The following is a 21,522-nucleotide window of genomic DNA, read 5'->3' on the forward strand; positions in this document are numbered from 1 at the left end:
CTCCTTAATTCTCTTATAAAGCTAAAATATAACCAAATAGTACTAAAATAATCATTGCGATGTAGAACTGGATCTTCCCGTTTTGGAAAGTTCTTAAGATAACGTTAAATAAACGTACACTTGCACCAGTACCATCTACCATCATTGTGTCGACAAATAAGTTATCGAACCACGCAGAAACTCTCATAATAAACTTCGTAACTGAAGCCCAACCATCAACGGCGTATCTGTCATAGAATCCCATGTCAAACTTAGCTAATAGGTTGTTAAATGGAAGTAATCCCTTCTTGATGAATCCACCAATATAAAGATCATCCATAAAGTATTTATTCTGTAGAGTTCTGTAATAACGGTTAAACGAATTAACCCAGAATCCTGGATTCCATTTACCCCATAGGTACATCATCATCGCGATGAATACACCAGAAAAAGCAATCACAATCGACATACCAGCACCAATATAGTGAACCTGGTGGATGTGGTGTGCTTCTTCTTCAGAAAGTCCGTAAGTTGAGTCGTACTTAGAAGTTGTAAATGTACCTTTTTCACGTACATCAATTTGTCCAAGTTGCTCACGCTTATAATTTTCAAACTGACCTTTCTTAGGTTTTTGAATTAAAGTTTGGAACCACTCATATTTTCCGTTTGCTTTATCTGCAACTTTAACAAAACCTTGTCCTGTTAATGAACCAGAGAACCAAACACCAAGAGTAAATACCGCAAGGATAAGTAGAGGTACGTTTCTGTTCCAAGTAAGCTTTTCTTCATGACAGTGATCGTAAACTTCTTTGTCTCTTGGCTTACCGTGGAAAGCAAGGAACATCATACGACACATATAGAAAGCTGTAAGAAGTGCACCCATGAAACCAAGAACTGCCGGAGCAATCATTACTGGTGAGTGAAGTGCCTCAATTAAAGCATCTCCTAGAATTCTATCTTTCGATACGAAACCTGAGAAGAAAGGAATACCTGCAATTGCAAGAGTACAACACCACATTGCAATCCAAGTAAATTTCATTTTATGTCTTAGACCACCCATTCTTGGCATCTCTTGTACGTGAGCATGCGTGTGGTGATCGTGAAGTGAGTGAATTACAGAACCAGCAGCTAGGAATAAACATGCCTTGAAAACAGCGTGTGTAATCAGGTGCATGAATGCAGCATTATATGACCCAACACCAATACCAAGTACCATGTAACCTAGTTGAGAGATTGTTGAGAAAGCTAGTACCGCTTTAAAGTCTGTTTGAACTAGTGCAATTGTTGCAGCACCGAAAGCAGTAATACCACCGATATAAGCAACAAGAGTTAATAGTCCACCAGCATCAAGAAGCGGGTAAATTCTTAGTGAAAGATAAACACCAGCAGCAACCATTGTCGCAGCGTGGATAAGTGCAGAACATGGAGTTGGACCATTCATCGCATCTGGTAGCCAAACGTTTAAAGGGAATTGCGCTGACTTACCAATTGTTCCCATAAAGATACAGAAACCTGCAAATGTTGCTAGAGGGATACCAAGTACCGCCTGACCAGCTAATCCACCAGCATCGATTGCTTTATATAGGTCTACAAAACTTACTGAACCAACAACAGTCCAAAGAGCAACAATACCTAGAAGGAAGAAAACATCCCCTACTCTTGTTGTCATGAAGGCCTTAACGTTAGCAGCACCAGCAACTTCTTTCTCGTAGTAGTGACCAATTAGAGAGTATGAACAGAATCCCATAAGCTCCCAAAAGATAAATACTGAAAATAAGTTATCTGAAAGTGCAAGACCAAGCATTGCAGAAGTAAAGAGTGACATATAAGTGAAGAAACGACCGTTTCTACCGTAGTTCATGTCATCTTTCATATACCAAGTTGAGAAAACGTGGATAAGTGTAGCAACGGCCGTAACCATCATAAGAAGTACAGCAGTCATGTTATCAATATAGATACCCATGTTTACTACGAACTCTTGCCCACCACCAGTTAGGTCAAACCAAGTGAATACTTTGTGAATGTGATAATTAGCAGAGTACGTTCCGAAAACGAAGTCGCTAAAAATTCTCCACGCATAAATTGTCGAACCTGCGATTGCTGCACAACTGATTGCTACAGCTGTTCTAGTAAAACGTGAAGCGATAAACGCATTTATCACGAAAGCAAAGAACGGTAGTAGAACAATTGGAGCAATACTTGAAATCGTATAATCCATTTTTTTCCCTTATATCTCTAATTAACTTTTTAGTTCAGTTGCATCATCAATATGAATCGAATCTTTAACTTGGAAGAAACGAATCACGATTGCTAAACCAACGGCCGCTTCAGCAGCAGCAACAATAATAATGAATAGTGACATGATATTTCCGTCAATATTCTGGTTTGCGTATCTTGTGTACGCAGCAAAGTTAAGAGCAGCTGCGTTTAAAATTAGCTCAACACCAAGAAGGATCGCGATAATATTCTTTCTCGCTACCATTACTGCAATACCTGCAAGGAATAAGAAGAAAGAAATTAGTAAGTAAGAAGATAAAGTCATCATTTTTTTAATCTCCTTGGTCTAGAAATTACTGCAGCACCAACAAGTGCACCTAAAAGAAGGATTGAAGAAATTTCGAAAGCTAGTACGTGATCTGTAATTAGCTTAGTTCCGATCTCTTCTACTGTTGATTGCATATCTTCCAGTTGCACATGTTTTTGAATTTTAAGTACAGGTGCTAGGATTTTCATTAATACAAAACTGATTACAAGCATCATGATTGCTGCAATAGTGTATGTCTTAGTTGTTCCCATTGCTGCTACTTTCTTGATCCCTAGCTTATTGTAAGCTTGTTCGATCCCACCAGTTAACATGATGGCAAATAGCATGAGAATTACAACACCACCTGCATATACAACTAATTGAGTAGCAGCTAAGAAGTCAGCTCCTAAAGTTGCATAAAGACCAGCTACTCCAAAAAGAGTAAGTAGTAGGTAGATACATGCATGCATTAAATTTTTTGAAACGGCGACAAGGAATGCTCCTATAACTGTAGCCGCTGCTGAAATTAAAAACATTGTGTTAATAAACATTTCAAATATCCTTAAATATTAGTGTCCGCCCGCACCAGCAGATGCAGATGCGATAACTTTTCCAAGAATTGCCCACATAGACTTACCGTTAAATAGGTAAAGCCATACAGCACAACCAATCATATTAAATAGTGCAATTGGAGTTAGATATTTCCAACAAAGTACCATTAGAGAGTCAACTCTCATTCTTGGTAGTGTCCATCTGATCCAAATTACAACGTAATAAAGAGCAAGAGTCTTAGTTACGAAAGATCCAAGTTGTAAAAAGTTTCCAATTTGCTTACCGATCATAGGGTGAGCTGAAGGAATAAGTTTATTTACGAATTCACCTGAACCAAGACCGAAAGGAACTTGATAACCACCTAGGAATAAAGCAGCACAAACACCACAAACAACGAAAACTTCGATGTATTCTGCAAGTGCAAAGAATGCAAACTTCATACCTGTAAATTCAGTGTGGTAACCAGATACAAGTTCTGATTCCGCTTCAGGAAGATCAAAAGGAGCTCTGTTTGTTTCAGCAAGTGCACCAATAAAAAGTACGAAGAACCCAATAAATGTAAATGGGTTATGAAGAACAAACCATTGGTGTGGTAATCCACCCTGAGCTTCTGTAATTGTTTTAAATGATAATGAACCAGTCATGATTACAATTGCTAGAATTGAAAGAGTTACTGGAACTTCGTAAGAGATGATTTGTGAAGCACCCCTCATACCACCAAGCATTGACCATTTAGAGTTAGATGCATAACCACCAAGGAAAATACCTACACCTACTAATGATGAAACACCTAGTAAGTAGAAAACACCAACACTAAGGTGAGTTAGAGTAAATCCACTTGAGAATGGTACAACAGCAAGTGACATGAAAACACCTACTAACGCTAGTAGAGGAGCAATGTTAAATAAGAACTTGTCCGCATCACGTGGAACAACGTCCTCTTTAAGAATCATCTTCACACCATCAGCTAAAAACTGAAGAATACCAAAAGGACCAACACGGTTAGGACCCTGTCTCATTTGAAGGTCAGCAGAAATCTTTCTTTCAGCATAAGTACCAAGACCACCAACTGTAGCAAGAGCTCCAACAACGATTAATGAGAAAACTAAGAAAAGTAAAAACGTTACGATTCCAGTTGCATCAGTTCCTAAAAGTTTTGATAGTGCATCCACGGCCATTGAGTAGCCTGGTGCTTGTGATAAATACGATACAATCGTTGAATTCATTATTTATCCTTTCCATTAATATTTGCTTGGAAAGATTTTACCCAATCAAGGTCACCTTTCTTCCAGCAATAAACTAAACCTAAACTTAAAATAACAATGAATAGAAGAAGTGATCCAAGAACTGCACCACCCTGTCCGATGTCGACAAAGTTTTTATAAACTGTTGCAACAGGGAACATTAAAGCTCCTTCAACATCAAAGATTAAGAATACTAGAGCGATAACATAGAAACGTACGTTAAAGTTAGACCACGCAGTACCAGTTGGTTCCTCACCACATTCATATGGCGTAAGTTTCAATTCTGTTGGATTATTTGGCCTTACAAGACGACCGACAAGTAATGTTCCAAAGAAAGCGACTACTGCTACAGCGGCTAAAATTAACACCGGCATATAGACGTCAAAGTTTTGCGACATCGATTTATCTCCATGTATAAGTAAAGTAAGTTCCCAAATATTACACGATTACTAGCACTTTGGAAATAAATTGGCCCCTCTTTTTTTGAGTAATATCTTCTATTTAGTAACGCATGGGCCAATGCATAAATTCTTTGTTCTCACTATATTTTATGTTAAAAAACGACATGGATTTATTTGCACCACTACGCACAAAACTAGAAAGCTGGTTAGACACTAGGCAACACGACCTTACCATTGACGGTATTAACAGGGAGCACTGGGCATTTGCTAAGTTCTTGTTACAAGAAAAAAATGGTAAAATTAATCCATCGAATTTATTTATTTTTGAAGATTATGATGATGCAGAACAATTCTATGAGCTAGTCAAAACAAGCTTTTCTAAAACAAAACTTGTTTTCTATCCAGGACTAGACGCGTCACCATATTCAGGAATGTTTGCGTCAGAAAGTGCACAACTTGCCCGACACTCAGCATTAGAAAAAATTATCCGTTCAGAATATAGAGAAATAATAGTTATCACTTCAATAGAATCTCTTGGACTAAAAGTTCCACCAGCTAATTTCTTTAGCGATACAAAAATTGAAATTAATGAATCTGATATAATTTCTCCTGACGAGTTAGCAGGAAAATTAGTTCAACTTGGCTACAGTTCTTCTTTCACTGTTGAGGAACAAGGGACATTTTCTAAGAAAGGTGAAATCTTTGATATTTATCCAGTTGGTCATCATCCAATTCGAATTCATTACTTCGATGAAATGATTGAAGAAATTTATGAAATTGATAAAGAAACATTAAAGACTATTAAAGATAAAAAACTTGATTCAATTATTATAGCACCTGGGCCAACTATTTTTTGTGAATCTCAGTATTCAAATAATCTAAGAAATAATATTCCGCGACCTAGAGCAAATCAAAGAGAGTTATTAGAAAAAAGAAATGATATCTTCAGTAAGCTTTCAAGTGGAATGCTTTTTGAAAATCATCCGATTTATACACCACTCTTTTTTAATACAGAAGAAACACGCACACTACTCGATTATATAGATGATAATTGGCTAGTTTCAATTTTTGATCGCGATAATGTAGAAGACTTTTATTCTAATTATTGTGATGAGCTAGCGAAAGATTTTGAAGCCTGTGAAGAGCTACTTCCTGAACCAAAATATTTTTATGACTTATCAACAATTGAGCGACTGAGAGATATTGCTTGTCTAAATCTCAACCATTTAAATATTACTGTTAACCTTGATAATGACAGTAATATTGTCGATCTAGGATTTAGACCTTTTAAATCTTATATCTCTTTCCACGATATTAATTACTTAGTTAAAAAGGAATTTTTAACAGGTCTTTTTAAGCATATTAAAAGTGAATTTAAATATTCTGGAAAAATAATTTTCACAATTCAAAATGAAAATTCACGCAAAGAAATTGAACACTTAATTGAAACATTTGAAGTTGATGGTGAAATTAAAAAACGAATTGAGTTTGTACCATTTAAATTAAGTGAAGGCTTCTTCTATCCTAGTGATAAATTACTTACTATTTCAGATAGTGATCTATTTTCAATTAGAAGAGATAAGGCCAAGGTTTCAAAAATTCACGACTACGATCTCTTTGCAGAACAACTTGCTTCACTAAAAGAAGGTGACTATGTCATCCACTCTAAGCACGGTATTGGAAAATATCTAGGTTTAGAAGCAATGGACATTGGTGGTTCTAAAACAGACTATTTGGTTCTTCTTTATAAAGGTAATGATAAAGTATTCGTACCAATTTATAAGATGAATCTAATTCAAAAGCATGCTGGCGGCGAACTTAATGTTAATGTCGATAGCTTAAGAACTAATAAGTTCTCTGCACTAACTTCTAGAGCACGTGAATCGATTAAAAAGTTAGCTTTTGATCTTTTAAAGCTTCAAGCAGAAAGAGCTTCTGCTAAGGCTTTTCAATTTTCTCCTCCTGATCATGACTATAAAGAGTTTGAGCTTTCATTCCCATTCAATGAAACTCCAGACCAGAAAAATGCCATTGATTCAGTAATTGATAAAATGCAAGCAAGTACAGCGATGGATTTTCTTGTGTGTGGAGACGTTGGTTTTGGTAAAACAGAAGTGGCCATGCGAGCGGCTTTTAAAGCAGTACTTGATGGAAAACAAGTAGCAGTATTAGTTCCAACAACGGTTCTTGCCCTTCAACATTATAATTCTTTTGTTAAACGCTTTGAAAAGTTTCCAGTTCGAATTGATTATCTTTCACGTTTTAAAACTGGAAAGGATGAGAAAGAAACAAAGGAAAAATTAGAAAAAGGCGAAATTGATATTATCGTTGGTACTCATAAACTTCTTGGTAAAACTATTCGTTATAAAGATTTAGGTCTTGTTATTGTCGATGAAGAACAACGCTTTGGTGTTGGCCATAAAAACCAACTTAAACTGCTTAAGTCATCAGTTGATTTCTTAACGTTAACAGCAACTCCAATTCCTAGAACGTTACAATTATCTTTCTTAGGACTTAAGGATCTTGCACTAATTAAGACGGCTCCTCCAAGAAGGCAGTCTATTAAAACTTATGTTATTAAAGAAGACGATCATACGATTCAATCGGCCATTAATCGTGAATTAAAGCGTGGTGGCCAGGTCTTTATCGTACACAATCGCGTTCAAGATATAGAAAATTACACTGCATATATTAGGGAGCTAGTTCCTGATGCAAAGATTGTTTTTGCTCACGGACAGATGGCCGAAAAAGAACTCGAGTCTCGAATCTCTGCTTTCTATAGTGGTGCTTACCAAATCCTTATTTCAACGACAATTATCGAATCTGGAATTGATATACCAAATGCAAACACAATGATTGTTGATCGTGCAGATCGCTATGGACTAGCGCAGCTTCATCAACTTCGTGGACGAATTGGTCGATCAGACAAGAAGGCTTACTGTTACTTTGTCGTTCCAAATAATCGCAATATAACTGAAGTAGCGGCCAAAAGACTAAAGGCACTACAAACTTATGCTGACATGGGAAGTGGCTTTCAAATTGCAAATTGTGACCTTGAAATTCGTGGTGCAGGAGATATTCTCGGTGCTCACCAATCAGGACATATCGAGGCCATTGGTCTTGAGCTTTATATGGAACTTCTTACAGAAGCAATTCAAGAACTTCGCGGTGAAAAGAAAGTTATCACGAAGGATATCGAAATCAATACTCCGTTTGCAGCATTCATTCCTGCTCACTTTATTAGTGAATCGAGTGAGCGCTTAAAATATTACAAGCAGCTATCTAACTCAAAATCGATCGATGAAATTACTGCATTGAAAGAAACAATCTTTGATATCTATGGGCCAGGCCCTGAGGAATTTAATCAGCTTATTGCTATTCTTGAGGCACGCTCTCACCTTATGCCTTGTGGTGTAAAGTCAGCGCAATTAATAGACAATACTATCGTATTTCAATTTGATCAGAATATGGTTGAAGCCAATGAACAGCTTCGAAATAATATTTTAAATAACTTCTTAGCAATGCCTCGAAAATATCGTTTCACACCGGACTTCAAGCTAATTTTTACGAATAAAACGACAATATCTCCGAGTGGATTAGTCGAGTTCTGTCAGGAAATTGCGGAAAAAATAGTTCCATCTTAGTGAAATTTATAAGTTTTTAAGAATTTTTGGTACAATTAGATATAGTTTAAGAATTTGATTTCGATAATTTGAAAAGGATATCTATATGTACGGTAAAATCATTTTAGTTTTACTACTTGCACTAGGACTAGAAGCTGCACCAAAAAAAGTTGTAGCAGAAGTTAATGGTCAGAAAATTACAAAAGAAGAGTTAGATCAAGCTTACTTATTAAATAAGTATGTTGTTTCTGATGATCCTGTAACAATGAAAAAAGTGCTTACAGACCTTATTAATAAAAAATTAGGTGTGGAAAAAGCGAAGAAAGCAAAGTTAGATCAAGATCCAATTGTTGTAAAAAAACTTGAAGAAGTTATATTCAATGCACAAGTTTCAAAAGATCTGGAAGGAGAATTCCAGAAAATTAAGGTAACTGATGCAGATGTAAAGAGATTCTATAGTGACTTCCCAGAGTACCGTACAGCTCATATCTTACTAAGAGTTAGAGTTGCTCCTTCAGAAAATGAGATCAATGCTGCTCAAAAGAAGATTTTCGAAATTCATGAACAAGTTACGCAAGAGCCATCTAAATTTGCTGAACTTGCAAACAAATTCTCACAATCACCAAATGCTCACACTGGTGGAGATGTAGGATATCAACCAGCTTTCTTTATGGCACCTGAGTATTTTGCGGCCATCAAGGGTAAGAAAGACGGATTTATCACTCGTCCAGTACGCACACAACTTGGTTATCATGTAATCAAGGTACTTGGTGTGAAAAAGTATGAAGATATCAATCTTGGCGTTTACAAAAAGTTTGTTTATGACAGGAAGCGCGATAAAATCATCGAAGATTATTTCGCAGGCTTACGTAAAAAAGCCAATATTAAAATTTTAGACAAAAATCTAAAGTAAATAAGATTAAATAATTTGCACAAGCCTCATGGGCACGATAAATTATTGTTCTATATATCGCACATATAAGAACAGTAATAAGAGGTGTTCATGAGGCTTTTTCTTTTTTTGGCCCTACTTTTTTCAACATTAAATCTACAAGCAAAAAATACAAAATTATTAGATAAAATTACGGCCGTTGTTGATGAACATGTCATAACAAAGTCGATGATCGAACGTGTTAAGAAATCGCTTCCAATTCGTCAGAATATTTCTCCTTTCATTTATAAGAAAGAAATGAAGTATACAGACAAGGAAGTTGCTGATCTTATCATTAGAAAATTTATTATTCGCTCTACTCTCGCAGAACAAGGTTATGTAATTTCAGATGCAACAGTAGAGAAAGAAATTAAAAGAAAAGAGCAAAGACTAGGACTTAGTCGTAACGATCTAATCGCATTTCTAAAAAAGTCTAATACGAATTTTGAAGAGTTCTTTGAACTCAACAAAGAAGCGATTGAATTCAATCACTTTAATTCAGTTGTTATCATTCCATTAATTTCTGTAAGTGAACAAGAAATTAAAAATGAATTCTTTAAAGAAAATGTAAACAATAAAACTGTTTCATACCGATACACATTAGTTGACTTCTCTATTGATGAATCAATCGTAACAAAGAAAGACTATGCAAGTTTTAAGAAGACAATGGAATCTTTCCAAAAAGGTGGGCCACTACCTAGCAAGTATGGATCTATTGAGACTTCAACACTTGGAGATATCACAGCAGATGGTTTAACTGCAGACTTACAAAAGCTTCTTAATAAGACACAAGAAGGGCAATTCACTCAACCAATCAATATGATGGGTGAAACACATATTTTCTATGTAAAAACACGTGACGTTGTTGAATCTTCTCTATTTCAAAATGCAAAGAATAGAATTAGAGCGCTTCTATATGAATCAAAAGCGAAAGAAGTTACACAAATGTGGTTTGAGCGTGAAAAAGCTAATCACTACGTAAAAACATTATAAAAGAAAATGATCTATGTTACTGCTGGCCATGAAAGAGGAATAGGACTTGAAGTTTTTTTAAAAGCTTGGAGCCTTCTTTCATCAAGTCAGCAGGAAGAATTTCACCTCTTTGTTGGTGATGAATTCAAAAACGATCTACCATCCGAATTAAAATATACACTTGTTCAAAAACCCTATTCTCACAACGCACTAGAACAGGCTTGTGACCGATGTGGACCAAATGACATTCTCGTAACAATGCCTACAACTAAGAATGAACTTTTCTTTGATGGCAAATCTGTTTCAGGACACACAGAATACTTTCGTAAAAGATATCAAAACGAAAATCTCGTGATGTTCTTTAAGTCATATGATGCAAATGTTTTATTAATTACCGATCATATACCGCTTAGAGAAGTCGCAACAAAAATAAATCATGAGCTTATTCACAGTAAAATTAAAATCTGTGTTGATAATTACAAAAAATATTTCGGACATTTAAACGATGTCATTATTTCTGGTATTAATCCCCATGCTGGTGAAGGTGGGATACTAGGAACAGAAGAAAAAGAAATTGTTAAAGCTATTAAAGATCTTGATCTGAGAGAGAGAATTATTGGCCCACTTCCTGCTGATGGACTCTTTCTAAATGATAGTTTTGCAAGCGATAAGCTTTACGTCTACATGTACCATGACCAGGGATTAGCGCCATTTAAAACGATCTTTAAATCTAAGGGAGCAAATATCACTCTGGGAATGCCCTACCTTCGCCTAAGTGTTGATCACGGTACGGCATTTGATCTCTTTGGAAAGGATAGCGCCAATTATATGGGCTGCTATTATGTTTTAAAGTTAGCATTAAAGGTTATTAAAAAATGAATAATGAAATTAAAGTAGTAAAAGCACGTGTTCACAATTTGAAAGACGTCACTATCAATATTCCTAAAAATCAATTAACTGTCATTACAGGTCCTTCTGGTTCAGGAAAGAGTTCACTGGCCTTTGATACAATCTATGCTGAGGGACAAAGACGCTATATTGAATCACTCTCTTCGTATGCCAGACAATTTTTAGGTCAACAACAAGCTCCGGATGTTGAATCAATAACTGGTCTCTCTCCGGCCATTGCCATTGACCAAAAGACCACAAGTAAAAACCCAAGATCAACTGTTGGAACAATTACTGAAGTTTACGATTATATGAGAGTACTCTTTGCGAGAGTAGGTGATCTTTACGATCCAAACAATGGTGAAAAAGTTATTAGCTATACGCCGGGTCAGATTACTAGAGACCTAATGGATTTACCTGAAAAGACAAAATTACATATTACAGTTGAAATAACAGATGAAACCAAAAAAGCACTTGAGCAGCAAATGGCCAAGTATCTTTCAATGGGATTTTCACGATTTATTGTAAATGATGAAATCATGTTACTTGATAGTAGTGAAATCAAATCATTAAAAGCATCTGATGAAATTCTTGTCGTTATTGATCGAATCTTAGTTAAAGCAGATATAGAAAAACGCTTAACTGATTCAGTTGAGTTAGGACTAAAGCTAGGAAATGGAATTATTCACGTCATGATTGATGATGAATACCACACATACTCTGAAATCAATATGTCTCATGTAACCGGAGAAGTATTTCCTGATCTAGAGCCAAGGCTATTCTCTTTCAACTCACCTGTTGGAGCTTGTGGAAAATGTAATGGCCTAGGTGAATCAAAAGAATTTGTTCTAAGTGAAATTATCTTTGATGACTCACTCCCGGTTTTAAAGGGGGCGATCCCTCTTCTTACGAAGAAGAATAATTTTCTTCATAAAATGGTAGAGTGCATGCTTAAAGAAGAAGGTTTTGATTTAAAACTTCCTCTGTCAAAAATGCCAAAGAAGATTTTTAAAATTCTTACTGAAGGTACTGATAAGGTTTATACATATAAATTTAAGTCAGAAAATTCAGTTTTTGAATTTTCCAAACCATTCCCTGGTCTTATCAACTGGCTAGATAAGAAGTATCAAGAGTCTACTTCTGAGCGAGTACGCTCAGAGCTTGAAAAAAGCATGCGTGTTCAAAAATGTTCAGAGTGTAAAGGTCGCCGCCTTAACACTATTGCTCTAAGTACTAAAGTTGGGGAAAAGAATATTATTGAATTATGTGAAGTACCTTTAAGTGAAACTTATCAATATTTCGATAATTTAAAACTAGAAGGCATTAAAGAAAAGATTGGTGCTAAGCTTCTCGTTGAAATCACATCACGCTTAAAATTTCTTAATGATGTTGGCCTGGACTATTTAACACTTAATCGCTCGGCAGGAACACTAAGTGGTGGAGAATCACAACGTATTCGCCTAGCTACTCAAATTGGTTCAGCTCTTTCTGGCGTCCTCTATGTTCTAGATGAGCCAAGCATTGGTCTTCACCAAAGAGACAACGTAAGGCTTATTCATACACTTAAAGAGTTACGTGATCTTGGTAATACTGTTCTTGTCGTTGAACATGATGAAGATACAATGAAAGCTAGTGATTATATTATTGATATGGGACCAGGTGCAGGTGTTCACGGTGGAGAAATTGTTGCACATGCAACAACTAAAGACTTCTTAAAGAAGAAATCTCTGACTGCAGACTATTTAAATCATAAAGTAAAAATTGAAGTTCCAAAAGAGCGTCGCAAACTTAACGAGTTTATTAAACTTCGCGGAGCTGAACACAATAACCTCAAAAAGGTTGATGTCGACTTCCCTCTAGGAGGACTTGTTTGTATTAGTGGAGTTTCTGGTTCAGGTAAATCAACTCTTGTGCACGAAGTTTTAATTCCAGCAGTTAAGAGTAAACTAACTCGAATCAATCGCTCAATTTATGAGAAAGCAAACTACAAATCAATTACAGGACTCGATAAAATTAAATCTGTAATTGAATTAGATCAATCACCTATTGGGCGTACTCCCCACTCAAATCCGGCTACATATTCAGGTCTCTTTGATGATGTAAGAAAGCTATTTGCAGCAACAAACGAGTCGCAAATCCGCGGTTATAAGCAAGGACGTTTTAGTTTTAATGTTAAAGGTGGCCGTTGTGAAGAATGTGAAGGAAATGGAACACAGAAAATTGAAATGCACTTTCTTCCTGATGTCTATGTAACTTGTAATGAATGTAATGGACGTCGCTATAATAATGAAACTCTTTCAGTTCTTTATAAAGGTAAGTCTATCGCTGATATTCTAGAAATGACGATTGAAGAAGGGTATGAATTCTTCAAAAATCATCGTAGGCTTGGAAAAATTCTAAAGACGATGAATGATGTAGGTCTTGGTTATATGACATTAGGTCAACCAGCAACCACACTTTCAGGTGGAGAAGCACAAAGGCTTAAATTAGCTAGAGAATTAGCAAAGTCGACGAAAGGCCACACGCTTTATGTTCTTGATGAGCCTACTACTGGTCTTCACTTTGAAGATATTAAAGTATTAATGAAAGCAATCAATGAACTTGTAGAAAGTGATAATTCTGTTCTTATCATTGAACATAACTTAGATGTACTAAAAGTAGCTGATCAAATAATTGATCTAGGACCTGAAGGTGGTCATCGAGGTGGAACAATTGTTGGAACAGGAACACCAGAAGAGATTGCAAAGATTAAAGCTTCTCATACGGGTAAATTTTTAAAGGAAATTCTGAAGTGATAAATGGTTTTGAAGAATTCTATAATTTAAAAGATAAGAATCTAATTAAAGAAGATTATTGTATCGCTGAAACAGAAAAAGTTGTGTGTAAAGCACTACGATCAAATCATGAAGTTGAAAAGATTATAGCAACTCAAGAATTTTATGATTCAAATAAAGAGTTGATTGATAACAACTGCAAGCACGTTCTAATAAAAGACAAGAATGATTTAGAGGAGATTACAGGCTTTAAACTTCATCATGGAATTCTTGCTAAAGTTAAAACAAATGGACTTAAAAAAATTAATGAGCTTGGTGATCGAATACTTATCTTTAATGGAGTAACTTCTCCAGAAAATGTAGGAACGATGACGAGGGCAGCAATGGCCTTTGGTTTTGATAACATTATCTATGATGCAAAAAGTGCATCTCCTTATCTAAGACGTTGTATCAGAGTTTCAATGGGAAATGCATTTGAAGCTAATATATGTAAGTCACTTAACTTAATTGATGACATTTCTTTACTTCAAAAACTTGGCTATGCAGTTTGTGCTACGGCCAATGAAGAAGGTGCCTTATCGATTACTGAATACAAGTATCCACAAAAAGTTGCTTTAATTATTGGAAATGAGGGCAATGGTATGGATCGTGAAGTAATTGACGCTTGTGATAAGAAGCTATTTATTCCGATAACAAATTACGTTGCACACTTAAATGCAGCAAGTGCAGCTTCAATTTTTCTTTATCACTCGATCTTTTAATTAGATTTTTATTTATATTTATTAACCTGACATTGGTGATGATAGTCTATAACTTAGGCCCATAAGCTCATCACCACACACCGATAGAGTTTGTATCTTTTTCGTTTTTTTCCAATAAAAAAGGCCACTGTCGAGTGGCCTTTTCTTTTACTATATTTTCAAATTTGATTAGTCGATTGATTTAAGAAGTGTCGCCATCTCAATTGCAGACATTGCAGCTTCCCAACCTTTATTTCCAGCTTTAGTTCCTGCTCTTTCAATTGCTTGCTCAATTGTATCAACAGTTAAAACACCAAATGTTACTGGAACACCTGTTTCAAGTGATACTTTTGAAATACCTTTAGCAACTTCATTAGAAACAAAATCAAAGTGTGGAGTTGATCCACGAATAACTGCACCAAGTGTGATTACAGCATCATATTTTTTCGAAGCAGCAAGTTTTTGAGCAATTAAAGGAATTTCAAAGGCACCTGGTACCCAAGCAATATCCATTTCATCAATATTTCCATCATGTCTTTTAATGCAATCAATTGCACCACCTAATAGTTTGCTTGTAATTAGTTCGTTAAAACGTCCTGCTACTACAGCAAATTTCTTTCCAGATGCATTTAAGTTACCTTCTAGATTTCTAGGCATGTGTTTCTCCCAAATTATCAGCACTTTCACCAAGTGCTTCTTTTCTATATTTAATTAAGTCTTTAATTGTTACAAATTTTAAACCATGTTCCTCAGCAATCTTAGAAAGCTCAGGAGCTTTTGCCATTGTCCCATCAGCGCTCATGATTTCACAAATCACACCAGCAGGGTAACAACCAGCAATTCTGGCCATATCTACAGCAGCTTCAGTGTGACCATCTCTTTCTAAAACACCACCAGTTTTTGCAATAAGTGGAAAGATGTGACCTGGTCTCATAAAACTATCGGCCGTCGAATTTTTATTAGCAAGTAGTGAAATCGTTAATGCACGATCTTGGCATGAAATACCAGTACCACCATTTGCAGCATCAATTGAAACAGTGAATGCTGTGTGATGAACAGAGTCGTTTTCTTTCACCATTAGTGGAAGATCTAATTCATCTGCACGCTCTTTTGTAATAGGAGCACAAATTAATCCGCGACCAACTGTCGCCATAAAGTTAATTGCCTCAGGAGTAATTCGGTCAGCCGCCATAACAAAGTCTCCTTCATTTTCACGGTCTTCATCATCAATTACAATTACCATCTTCCCAAGACGAATATCTTCAATGGCCTCTTCAATTTTATCAAATTTAATCATTTAGGAATGACTCCAAATTTTGTGTGCTTGCTCCATTACTACGTCTAGCACCGTTAAAAAGCAAGTTTTCTATATATTTTCCCAGGATATCCACTTCAATATTCACCAAACTCTGAACACTGCGGTTTCTTAGAACTGTGTTCTGCCAAGTATGTGGAATGATTGATAGTTGAAATGACGAGTCGGCCTTAAATACATCCGCTACAGTCAGTGAAATTCCATCAATTGTTATTGAACCTTCTTTCACAATATATTTCATTTGCTTTGAGTTAACTTTAATTGTCACCAGATAGTTGTTACCGCGGCTTTGAATTTGAACAATTTGACCAACGTCATTAACGTGACCTTGAACAATGTGTCCACCTAGTCGATCACTTGCACGTAGCGCAAGCTCGAGATTAACTTCATCTCCAGATCTTAAATTTCCAAGTGTCGTTTTCTCCAAACTAGTATGTACTGTTTGCACAACAAATGTAGAATCAGTAATTTTAACAGCAGTTTGGCAGGCGCCATTAATTGCAACTGAATCATCAATTTCAATTTCTGGAAGAAGCTCTTTACAGCTAACTTCTATAAGTTTCCCCTCAGCATTTGAGCGTACACTTACAACTTTTCCAATTTCTTTAACTAGTCCAGTAAACACTATGACCTCGTATCAATCTCAAACATTGCTTGAGATCCTATATTTTTAACTTCAACGTTTTTAAAATTTAAAGCATCGGCCATCGAATCAAGTTGTTCATCGTAATAACCTATGCCATTTCCTAAAATTTTAGGCGCTACAAAAATTGTCATCTTATCTGCAAGTTGCTTCTTCAAAATAGTCGAAGCGAGCATCCCACCACCTTCAACAAGAATCGAATGAACACCAATTGCTTTTAGTTGTGCCAGTGCATCTTCAATAACAATTTCATTTCTTTCACATTTCGCAAAAACAATTCGAATCTGTTTTTCAGTAAAGAATTTAACAACATCATCTGGTGCTGATTGGTAATCTGCTCCAGTTGTTACAATGATAGTCTTCTTTGTGTATTGATCATTGAATACTTTTGAAAGAGGATCCATTTTAGAAATTGACCCCATCACAATTCGATAAGGAATCTTTCCACTATCATCTAAACCAAAACGAATATTTAAACTTGGATCATCGTTATTAAGAGTTTTACGACCAACCATAACCCCGTCGTATCTTTTTCTAAAAGAATGAACCATCTTTCGTGCAGACTCATCAGTAATCCATTTCGAGTCCCCGGTCATTGTTGAAAGCTTTCCATCAAGAGTTTGTGCAAGTTTAAGGTGAACAAAAGGAAGATTACTTTTCATCGATTTAAAGAAAACGCGATTAAGCTCCATCGACTCTTGTTCAAGAACGCCTACTTCACATTCAATCCCCGCAGCTTCCAATATCTTGATTCCATTTCCTGCAACCTGAGGATTTGGATCAAGACAAGCAACAACAACACGAGCAAAACCGTGTTTTAAAAGTTCGTGTGCACATGGAGGTGTTCTTTTATTTGTATGGCAACAAGGCTCAAGAGTTACATAAATTGTGGCACCCTTAAGTTCGCCCTTTTGTTCTTCAGCTACATCAGCAATTGCTTCAGGCTCTGCATGTGGAAGCCCGGCTTTTTTATGCCAACCCTTTCCAAGTACAATTCCGTCTTTAACAATGACAGCACCTACCATTGGATTTGGAGAAGTTGTTCCTTCACCCAATTTCGCAAGATTAAGCGCCATTTGCATATAAGCAATATCTCTAGAAGCCTGATTTTCCATGCCTTTTCATAACATATCTGGCCATAAGTCGCACTCATAAATTCAGCACGTTGGTACTTTTGACACTAATGGACCTATAGGCCCGAACGACACACAAATACTCATAAAATCAGGCACTTACTACGTGTTCTACTTCTTTACACCCTATAAATAAATTTCACTAACAAACACTAATTCTCAAATATTAGATAAATTGGTTTTATGAACAAGTTAATCGCACCACTTATCTTAATTTTTGCCTTCTCTATAGCCTCGTGTTCGAAAGATACGCAAAAAATTATCAAGTCCAACACTCCAACTCAATCTCCAGTTGGGCCAGTTGTTAATGATTCAGATAAGATCATTTTAAATGCAAAGCTTAACAATTTCTGTGAAGGACAGGATTGTCCAGAAGGCATTGTAGCGGTTAAAACACTCGATAAATCAGTAACTTGCCCAGGAATTATAAAGTCAGAAACAGAAGTATTGATCTCTCAAAACTGTGCCGACACAAATGAGACTTTTCACATACAAACAACTGATGGCGAAATCGTAAAAGTTGAATCAGTAGAAGAAGAGCTTTCAAACGAATTCAATGACAAGGTTCTTAAACTTACGACGGCCAAAGAAATTAAAAACTCGGCATCTATATCTATTCCAAACTCAGATAACAACTTTGTAGAAGTTCTAGCTTTTGATAAGTATGGAGCTCTCACAAAACAAAGCTGTGAAATCACTTACGCTTCACTCGCCTATGCCAATTCATTTGATAATGAATCACAACTCTTAAATATCAAAAACTGTGATGGGGTAAAAGACGGTTCACTAATTTCTCAAGATGGAAATGTCATTGGTTTTTTAACTAAGAAGCATGAAGAGATTGCGTTGTATGAAGGGATTAGTCTTGAGGGGGATAAGGTTGAAATTGATATAATATCTAAGATTGATAATATAACTATAAATCTTGATTCTTCAGACGCTTTCGCTATTGGAATGTTTGCTATGGAATATCCACTAATGGAACTTGAAGACTCATTACTTGATATTAACTTTATTAAACCAAATAGATTCGTAACTAAAACGAAATGTTTTACAAAAGCACCTCAAAGTACAAGTATTGATTCTAACTATAACATCAATTTTGATAATAATATTTTTGAAATAAATGAGAAGACAACTTTATCTTCTATTAGTCATAGTGCCTATATCGTACGCTCAGATATTTTTATTTTAAATGATGCTGATTTTAAAGATTATGATTACTACCTCTACGATGGTGATATTGAAGATGTTAAATTAGATTTTACAAAAACTGAAATTAATGGTCCTACTCTAAGAGGCTTTAATGACAACACTACGAGACAAGAAAAAATCAAATATCTATACAATCCTAAAACTTTTAAAAAATATAACTTAGAATTCTGTAAATAAAAAAGGAGAGGTAAAACCTCTCCTACTTTTAATATTTAAAATCATCAATTTTATAATCCTTAAACTTAACTTTCATTTTCAATCTTTTTTCTAAAAGCTTTGCTGGAACTTTGTTTTTATACTTATTTTTAAAATCATTTGAAACGTTTAGTACTTCTGTTTGCTTATCTGTGTACATATCAACCATTTCAATACTGTCTACACTAAGTACTCTTGTCTTTGTCTTCAATATCCATCTATTTAAATATGAATCATAACTATAATCTCCAATATTCCATTTATCTTTATCAAAGTCATATATTTCTTTTATTCTTTCAATTGGTAAAGTATTTGAATTTCCACCTGTTTCGCCTACTAAGCTTAAATTCAATGCATTAACATTGATAAATTGAAACACAGCAATAAAACTTAAAACTATCTTTTTCATATTATTTTCCTATTTAACATGTCTTATTAAATTATTTATTAAAACGACGTCATTACCTTTATACTCTTCTTTGTTCATTATTCTTCGAATCTGATAAATATACTCATCCGTTAACTGCGTAAATTCTGAACTAACCTTCTTTAAGTCAACAGAAGCATACCAAGTATTTCTAAGGGTACTAACAGGGGAACCGAGTTCATTTATTTCATTACACATATCTGTATGAACAAAAGTTAATAATTTATTCAACGTATAATCTGATAATAATCCGCTATCTTTTGAAGCATAAAAATTGCCATTTTTATTTGTAAGAATCCCTTTTGCAGCAAGCTTCATAAACTTTGCATGCCCTTTACGTCCATATTCTTGCAAAACATAATTCTCAGATAAGCCTGCCTTTGTTGTCGCAAGAATCATCATTCTATACGTTGAATCATCATGAAAATATCTTTCTTCAGACTCATCAAAAGCTTCAAGTGTTTGTGACTCCTGAAAATGCCCATACAAACTTTCATGCACTTCCGGGAAGTACTCACGTACAAACTCAGCTGTCTCTTTCTTTGAGCACAGGCCGTTGAGGACTGTGACACAAATATCGAGTCCAGGGTTTTTAACATCACCCATTTCTAGTCGATGAAATGTTGAAGGTGGAAGTCCAAGCCTTCTAGCAATTTGATTGCTACTTAAGCGGGAGTGCTCTTTTTTGTATTTTCTGATCTTGTCCCGCAAAACTTCGTTAACCGAAGGTCTTTCTAAAAAAACCTTGTCCATTCTGCTCTCCTCTCTCTATTAATCCCAATGTTGTTTAGTAGTTCTTCATACAACAGAATCCAATAGAATTTATGAACACTGTAAAAACTATTAATAAAACTTATTGTTAAGTATTTGATGGGACATAAATAAAATTTCATAAGTGAAATTTCTCGATTTTTTCGAAAGTGGAATGATTTATTTCAAATTGGAATAACTGATACTGTAAGTAGCTGTAATTATGACAGGACAACTATAAAATAATTACTATTAATGGAGTATCTTACTGAATTTACTGTAATGAAAAGTATTTTTTTGCAACTAAAAGTGAGATTAGAAATTCTCTATCCTCATCCTTAAACTGCTCTACCCACTCATTTGCATTTTTAGTGATGAGCTTTGCTTCTTCTGGATGTGCTAAATAATATTCGATTTTCTCTGGTAGATCAGAGTAGTCATCTTTCACTTCTACATAGTGCTTGCCGGCCACTAATCTACCTTCCATGAACCAAGTTTCATATTTAGGTTTCGACATAATGCAAAGAGAGTTAGAAGACATGGCCCACTTTAAATTTGTAGCAACATCATTACCTTCCATACATAGTATGAATTTATAATGAAGTTGATCTTCAATACTTAGAAAATCTTTAAGCCAAGCAACATCTTTTTTAGGTGCTGTTTGTCCGATATCGCATAGTGGATGATCGTAGAACTGCTTAATGACAATATCTCGATGTGGCATTGTATTAGTTCCACGCCATACAACTTTATCAAGCTTCTCTTCAAATGAGATTTTGTCTTGTATGAAATTAAAGTGCCTCACTTTATTAAGTTTTAAAACAACAGAGTTCTCATTGTCGACAACAGGCCTACTCTTTACGATAGTTGGAATTGTTGGTGCTTCAATGACATCACCTGCTTCATAACGAAACATATAATTGCCAGAGAAGTTTCTAATGATCTCAAGAATATCAAAGTAGTATGTTGTACCATCTACTTTTTTAAAATCTTTAATTTTTAATGCGTGAGGAATATGTCTTCTATTTGTATTTTCATTTTCGAGCTCTAACTTAAATGGTTCTTTTAACTTATTATAATAGCTGACTCGATCTTCAATATATTGATCTGGCGTTTGCTCATAAGCACTTAAGATTTTACGTGCTTTGCTTTGATACCAGCATTTTGGAATCAGAAATTTAAAAGCATTTTTTATATAATAGAAGTGTTTCATTTA

The 21,522-nt window shown here is 35.3% G+C and carries 18 protein-coding genes and 1 pseudogene; 7 read left to right on the plus strand and 12 right to left on the minus strand.

From position 1 onward, the window contains the following. Positions 1 to 13 precede the first annotated feature (13 nt). The 5 genes from ACMAWV_RS00950 to ACMAWV_RS00970 are packed head-to-tail and all read right to left on the minus strand — an operon-like array spanning position 14 to position 4,697. Entirely contained in the window at positions 14 to 2,197 is a 2,184-nt protein-coding gene (locus ACMAWV_RS00950) for an NADH-quinone oxidoreductase subunit L (protein WP_103218557.1), read from the minus strand. A 21-nt stretch (positions 2,198 to 2,218) separates the two neighbouring features. Beyond that, the gene (gene nuoK / locus ACMAWV_RS00955) at positions 2,219 to 2,524 is read right to left on the minus strand and encodes an NADH-quinone oxidoreductase subunit NuoK (RefSeq protein WP_103218558.1); all 306 of its coding nucleotides are present in this window, start codon (positions 2,522 to 2,524) and stop codon (positions 2,219 to 2,221) included. Then, entirely contained in the window at positions 2,521 to 3,054 is a 534-nt protein-coding gene (locus ACMAWV_RS00960; RefSeq protein WP_393056979.1) for an NADH-quinone oxidoreductase subunit J, read from the minus strand. The genes nuoK and ACMAWV_RS00960 overlap by 4 nt, the downstream gene beginning before the upstream one ends. An 18-nt stretch (positions 3,055 to 3,072) precedes the next feature. Beyond that, positions 3,073 to 4,281: an NADH-quinone oxidoreductase subunit NuoH gene (gene nuoH, locus ACMAWV_RS00965; protein ID WP_412470463.1), complete on the minus strand. Its 1,209-nt coding sequence runs from the start codon at positions 4,279 to 4,281 to the stop codon at positions 3,073 to 3,075. After that, positions 4,281 to 4,697 carry an NADH-quinone oxidoreductase subunit A gene (locus ACMAWV_RS00970; protein ID WP_103218560.1) on the minus strand — a complete coding sequence of 139 codons (417 nt, stop codon included), beginning with the start codon at positions 4,695 to 4,697 and terminating at the stop codon, positions 4,281 to 4,283. Before ACMAWV_RS00970 ends, nuoH begins: the two co-directional genes overlap by 1 nt. Positions 4,698 to 4,849: 152 nt before the next feature. Here ACMAWV_RS00970 and mfd point away from each other — a divergent pair, with 152 nt between their 5' ends. The 6 genes from mfd to ACMAWV_RS01000 all read left to right on the plus strand — a co-directional run bounded on the left by mfd (position 4,850) and on the right by ACMAWV_RS01000 (position 14,649). Continuing rightward, a complete protein-coding gene (mfd, locus tag ACMAWV_RS00975) occupies positions 4,850 to 8,344 on the plus strand; it encodes a transcription-repair coupling factor (RefSeq protein WP_412470464.1) in 3,495 nt (1,164 codons plus the stop codon). A gap of 85 nt (positions 8,345 to 8,429) precedes the next feature. Further along, positions 8,430 to 9,236 (plus strand): peptidylprolyl isomerase, encoded by an 807-nt coding sequence (locus tag ACMAWV_RS00980; protein WP_412470465.1) that lies wholly within the window; start codon positions 8,430 to 8,432, stop codon positions 9,234 to 9,236. 90 nt (positions 9,237 to 9,326) lie between these two features. After that, complete coding sequence (locus tag ACMAWV_RS00985; protein ID WP_412470466.1) at positions 9,327 to 10,247, plus strand: hypothetical protein; 921 nt, start codon at positions 9,327 to 9,329, stop codon at positions 10,245 to 10,247. 6 nt (positions 10,248 to 10,253) lie between these two features. Next, on the plus strand, positions 10,254 to 11,105 hold the full coding sequence (locus ACMAWV_RS00990) for a PdxA family protein (protein WP_412470467.1): 852 nt from the start codon (positions 10,254 to 10,256) through the stop codon (positions 11,103 to 11,105). Beyond that, a complete protein-coding gene (gene uvrA, locus ACMAWV_RS00995; RefSeq protein ID WP_412463526.1) occupies positions 11,102 to 13,909 on the plus strand; it encodes an excinuclease ABC subunit UvrA in 2,808 nt (935 codons plus the stop codon). Before ACMAWV_RS00990 ends, uvrA begins: the two co-directional genes overlap by 4 nt. Beyond that, positions 13,906 to 14,649, plus strand: coding sequence for a TrmH family RNA methyltransferase (locus tag ACMAWV_RS01000; protein ID WP_412470468.1), 744 nt, complete (start codon positions 13,906 to 13,908; stop codon positions 14,647 to 14,649). Before uvrA ends, ACMAWV_RS01000 begins: the two co-directional genes overlap by 4 nt. Positions 14,650 to 14,817: 168 nt before the next feature. Here the strand turns inward: ACMAWV_RS01000 and ribE are convergent, their stop codons facing one another. The 4 genes and pseudogenes from ribE to ribD form a co-directional block, all read right to left on the minus strand. Then, positions 14,818 to 15,285: a 6,7-dimethyl-8-ribityllumazine synthase gene (gene ribE / locus ACMAWV_RS01005; protein WP_103218567.1), complete on the minus strand. Its 468-nt coding sequence runs from the start codon at positions 15,283 to 15,285 to the stop codon at positions 14,818 to 14,820. Positions 15,286 to 15,325: 40 nt separating this feature from the next. Next, positions 15,326 to 15,925, minus strand: a pseudogene (gene ribB, locus ACMAWV_RS01010) (3,4-dihydroxy-2-butanone-4-phosphate synthase); the annotation flags it as partial. Further along, positions 15,918 to 16,568 (minus strand): riboflavin synthase, encoded by a 651-nt coding sequence (locus tag ACMAWV_RS01015; RefSeq protein ID WP_412470470.1) that lies wholly within the window; start codon positions 16,566 to 16,568, stop codon positions 15,918 to 15,920. The gene ACMAWV_RS01015 and the pseudogene ribB, both read right to left, overlap by 8 nt. Continuing rightward, positions 16,568 to 17,701, minus strand: a complete 1,134-nt coding sequence (gene ribD / locus ACMAWV_RS01020) for a bifunctional diaminohydroxyphosphoribosylaminopyrimidine deaminase/5-amino-6-(5-phosphoribosylamino)uracil reductase RibD (RefSeq protein WP_392993919.1) — start codon at positions 17,699 to 17,701, stop codon at positions 16,568 to 16,570. The genes ACMAWV_RS01015 and ribD overlap by 1 nt, the downstream gene beginning before the upstream one ends. A gap of 201 nt (positions 17,702 to 17,902) precedes the next feature. On the opposite strand from ribD, the gene ACMAWV_RS01025 reads away from it, so the two are divergent. Continuing rightward, positions 17,903 to 19,111: a hypothetical protein gene (locus ACMAWV_RS01025; protein WP_412470471.1), complete on the plus strand. Its 1,209-nt coding sequence runs from the start codon at positions 17,903 to 17,905 to the stop codon at positions 19,109 to 19,111. A gap of 28 nt (positions 19,112 to 19,139) precedes the next feature. On the opposite strand, the gene ACMAWV_RS01030 is transcribed toward ACMAWV_RS01025, so the two are convergent. The 3 genes from ACMAWV_RS01030 to ACMAWV_RS01040 all read right to left on the minus strand — a co-directional run bounded on the left by ACMAWV_RS01030 (position 19,140) and on the right by ACMAWV_RS01040 (position 21,519). Continuing rightward, a complete protein-coding gene (locus ACMAWV_RS01030; RefSeq protein WP_412470472.1) occupies positions 19,140 to 19,538 on the minus strand; it encodes a hypothetical protein in 399 nt (132 codons plus the stop codon). Positions 19,539 to 19,547: 9 nt separating this feature from the next. After that, positions 19,548 to 20,309, minus strand: coding sequence for a hypothetical protein (locus ACMAWV_RS01035; protein WP_412470473.1), 762 nt, complete (start codon positions 20,307 to 20,309; stop codon positions 19,548 to 19,550). Positions 20,310 to 20,580: 271 nt separating this feature from the next. Then, on the minus strand, positions 20,581 to 21,519 hold the full coding sequence (locus ACMAWV_RS01040) for a glycosyl transferase family 90 (protein WP_412463521.1): 939 nt from the start codon (positions 21,517 to 21,519) through the stop codon (positions 20,581 to 20,583). Between the last annotated feature and the right edge of the window lie 3 nt (positions 21,520 to 21,522).

It is taken from the genome of Halobacteriovorax sp. RT-1-1, from assembly GCF_047085455.1.
Classification (GTDB): domain Bacteria; phylum Bdellovibrionota; class Bacteriovoracia; order Bacteriovoracales; family Bacteriovoracaceae; genus Halobacteriovorax_A.

Bases quoted from the DNA above. Each gene is read 5' to 3' on its own strand.
- ribD (WP_392993919.1), bottom strand. From the start codon at position 17,701: ATGGAAAATCAGGCTTCTAGAGATATTGCTTATATGCAAATGGCGCTT.
- ACMAWV_RS00950 (WP_103218557.1), bottom strand. From the start codon at position 2,197: ATGGATTATACGATTTCAAGTATTGCTCCAATTGTTCTACTACCGTTC.
- ACMAWV_RS00960 (WP_393056979.1), bottom strand. From the start codon at position 3,054: ATGTTTATTAACACAATGTTTTTAATTTCAGCAGCGGCTACAGTTATA.
- ACMAWV_RS00990 (WP_412470467.1), top strand. From the start codon at position 10,254: ATGATCTATGTTACTGCTGGCCATGAAAGAGGAATAGGACTTGAAGTT.
- ACMAWV_RS01030 (WP_412470472.1), bottom strand. From the start codon at position 19,538: ATGAAAAAGATAGTTTTAAGTTTTATTGCTGTGTTTCAATTTATCAAT.
- ribE (WP_103218567.1), bottom strand. From the start codon at position 15,285: ATGCCTAGAAATCTAGAAGGTAACTTAAATGCATCTGGAAAGAAATTT.
- ACMAWV_RS00985 (WP_412470466.1), top strand. From the start codon at position 9,327: ATGAGGCTTTTTCTTTTTTTGGCCCTACTTTTTTCAACATTAAATCTA.
- mfd (WP_412470464.1), top strand. From the start codon at position 4,850: ATGTTAAAAAACGACATGGATTTATTTGCACCACTACGCACAAAACTA.
- ACMAWV_RS00980 (WP_412470465.1), top strand. From the start codon at position 8,430: ATGTACGGTAAAATCATTTTAGTTTTACTACTTGCACTAGGACTAGAA.
- nuoK (WP_103218558.1), bottom strand. From the start codon at position 2,524: ATGATGACTTTATCTTCTTACTTACTAATTTCTTTCTTCTTATTCCTT.
- ACMAWV_RS01035 (WP_412470473.1), bottom strand. From the start codon at position 20,309: ATGGACAAGGTTTTTTTAGAAAGACCTTCGGTTAACGAAGTTTTGCGG.
- uvrA (WP_412463526.1), top strand. From the start codon at position 11,102: ATGAATAATGAAATTAAAGTAGTAAAAGCACGTGTTCACAATTTGAAA.
- nuoH (WP_412470463.1), bottom strand. From the start codon at position 4,281: ATGAATTCAACGATTGTATCGTATTTATCACAAGCACCAGGCTACTCA.
- ACMAWV_RS01025 (WP_412470471.1), top strand. From the start codon at position 17,903: ATGAACAAGTTAATCGCACCACTTATCTTAATTTTTGCCTTCTCTATA.
- ACMAWV_RS01040 (WP_412463521.1), bottom strand. From the start codon at position 21,519: ATGAAACACTTCTATTATATAAAAAATGCTTTTAAATTTCTGATTCCA.
- ACMAWV_RS00970 (WP_103218560.1), bottom strand. From the start codon at position 4,697: ATGTCGCAAAACTTTGACGTCTATATGCCGGTGTTAATTTTAGCCGCT.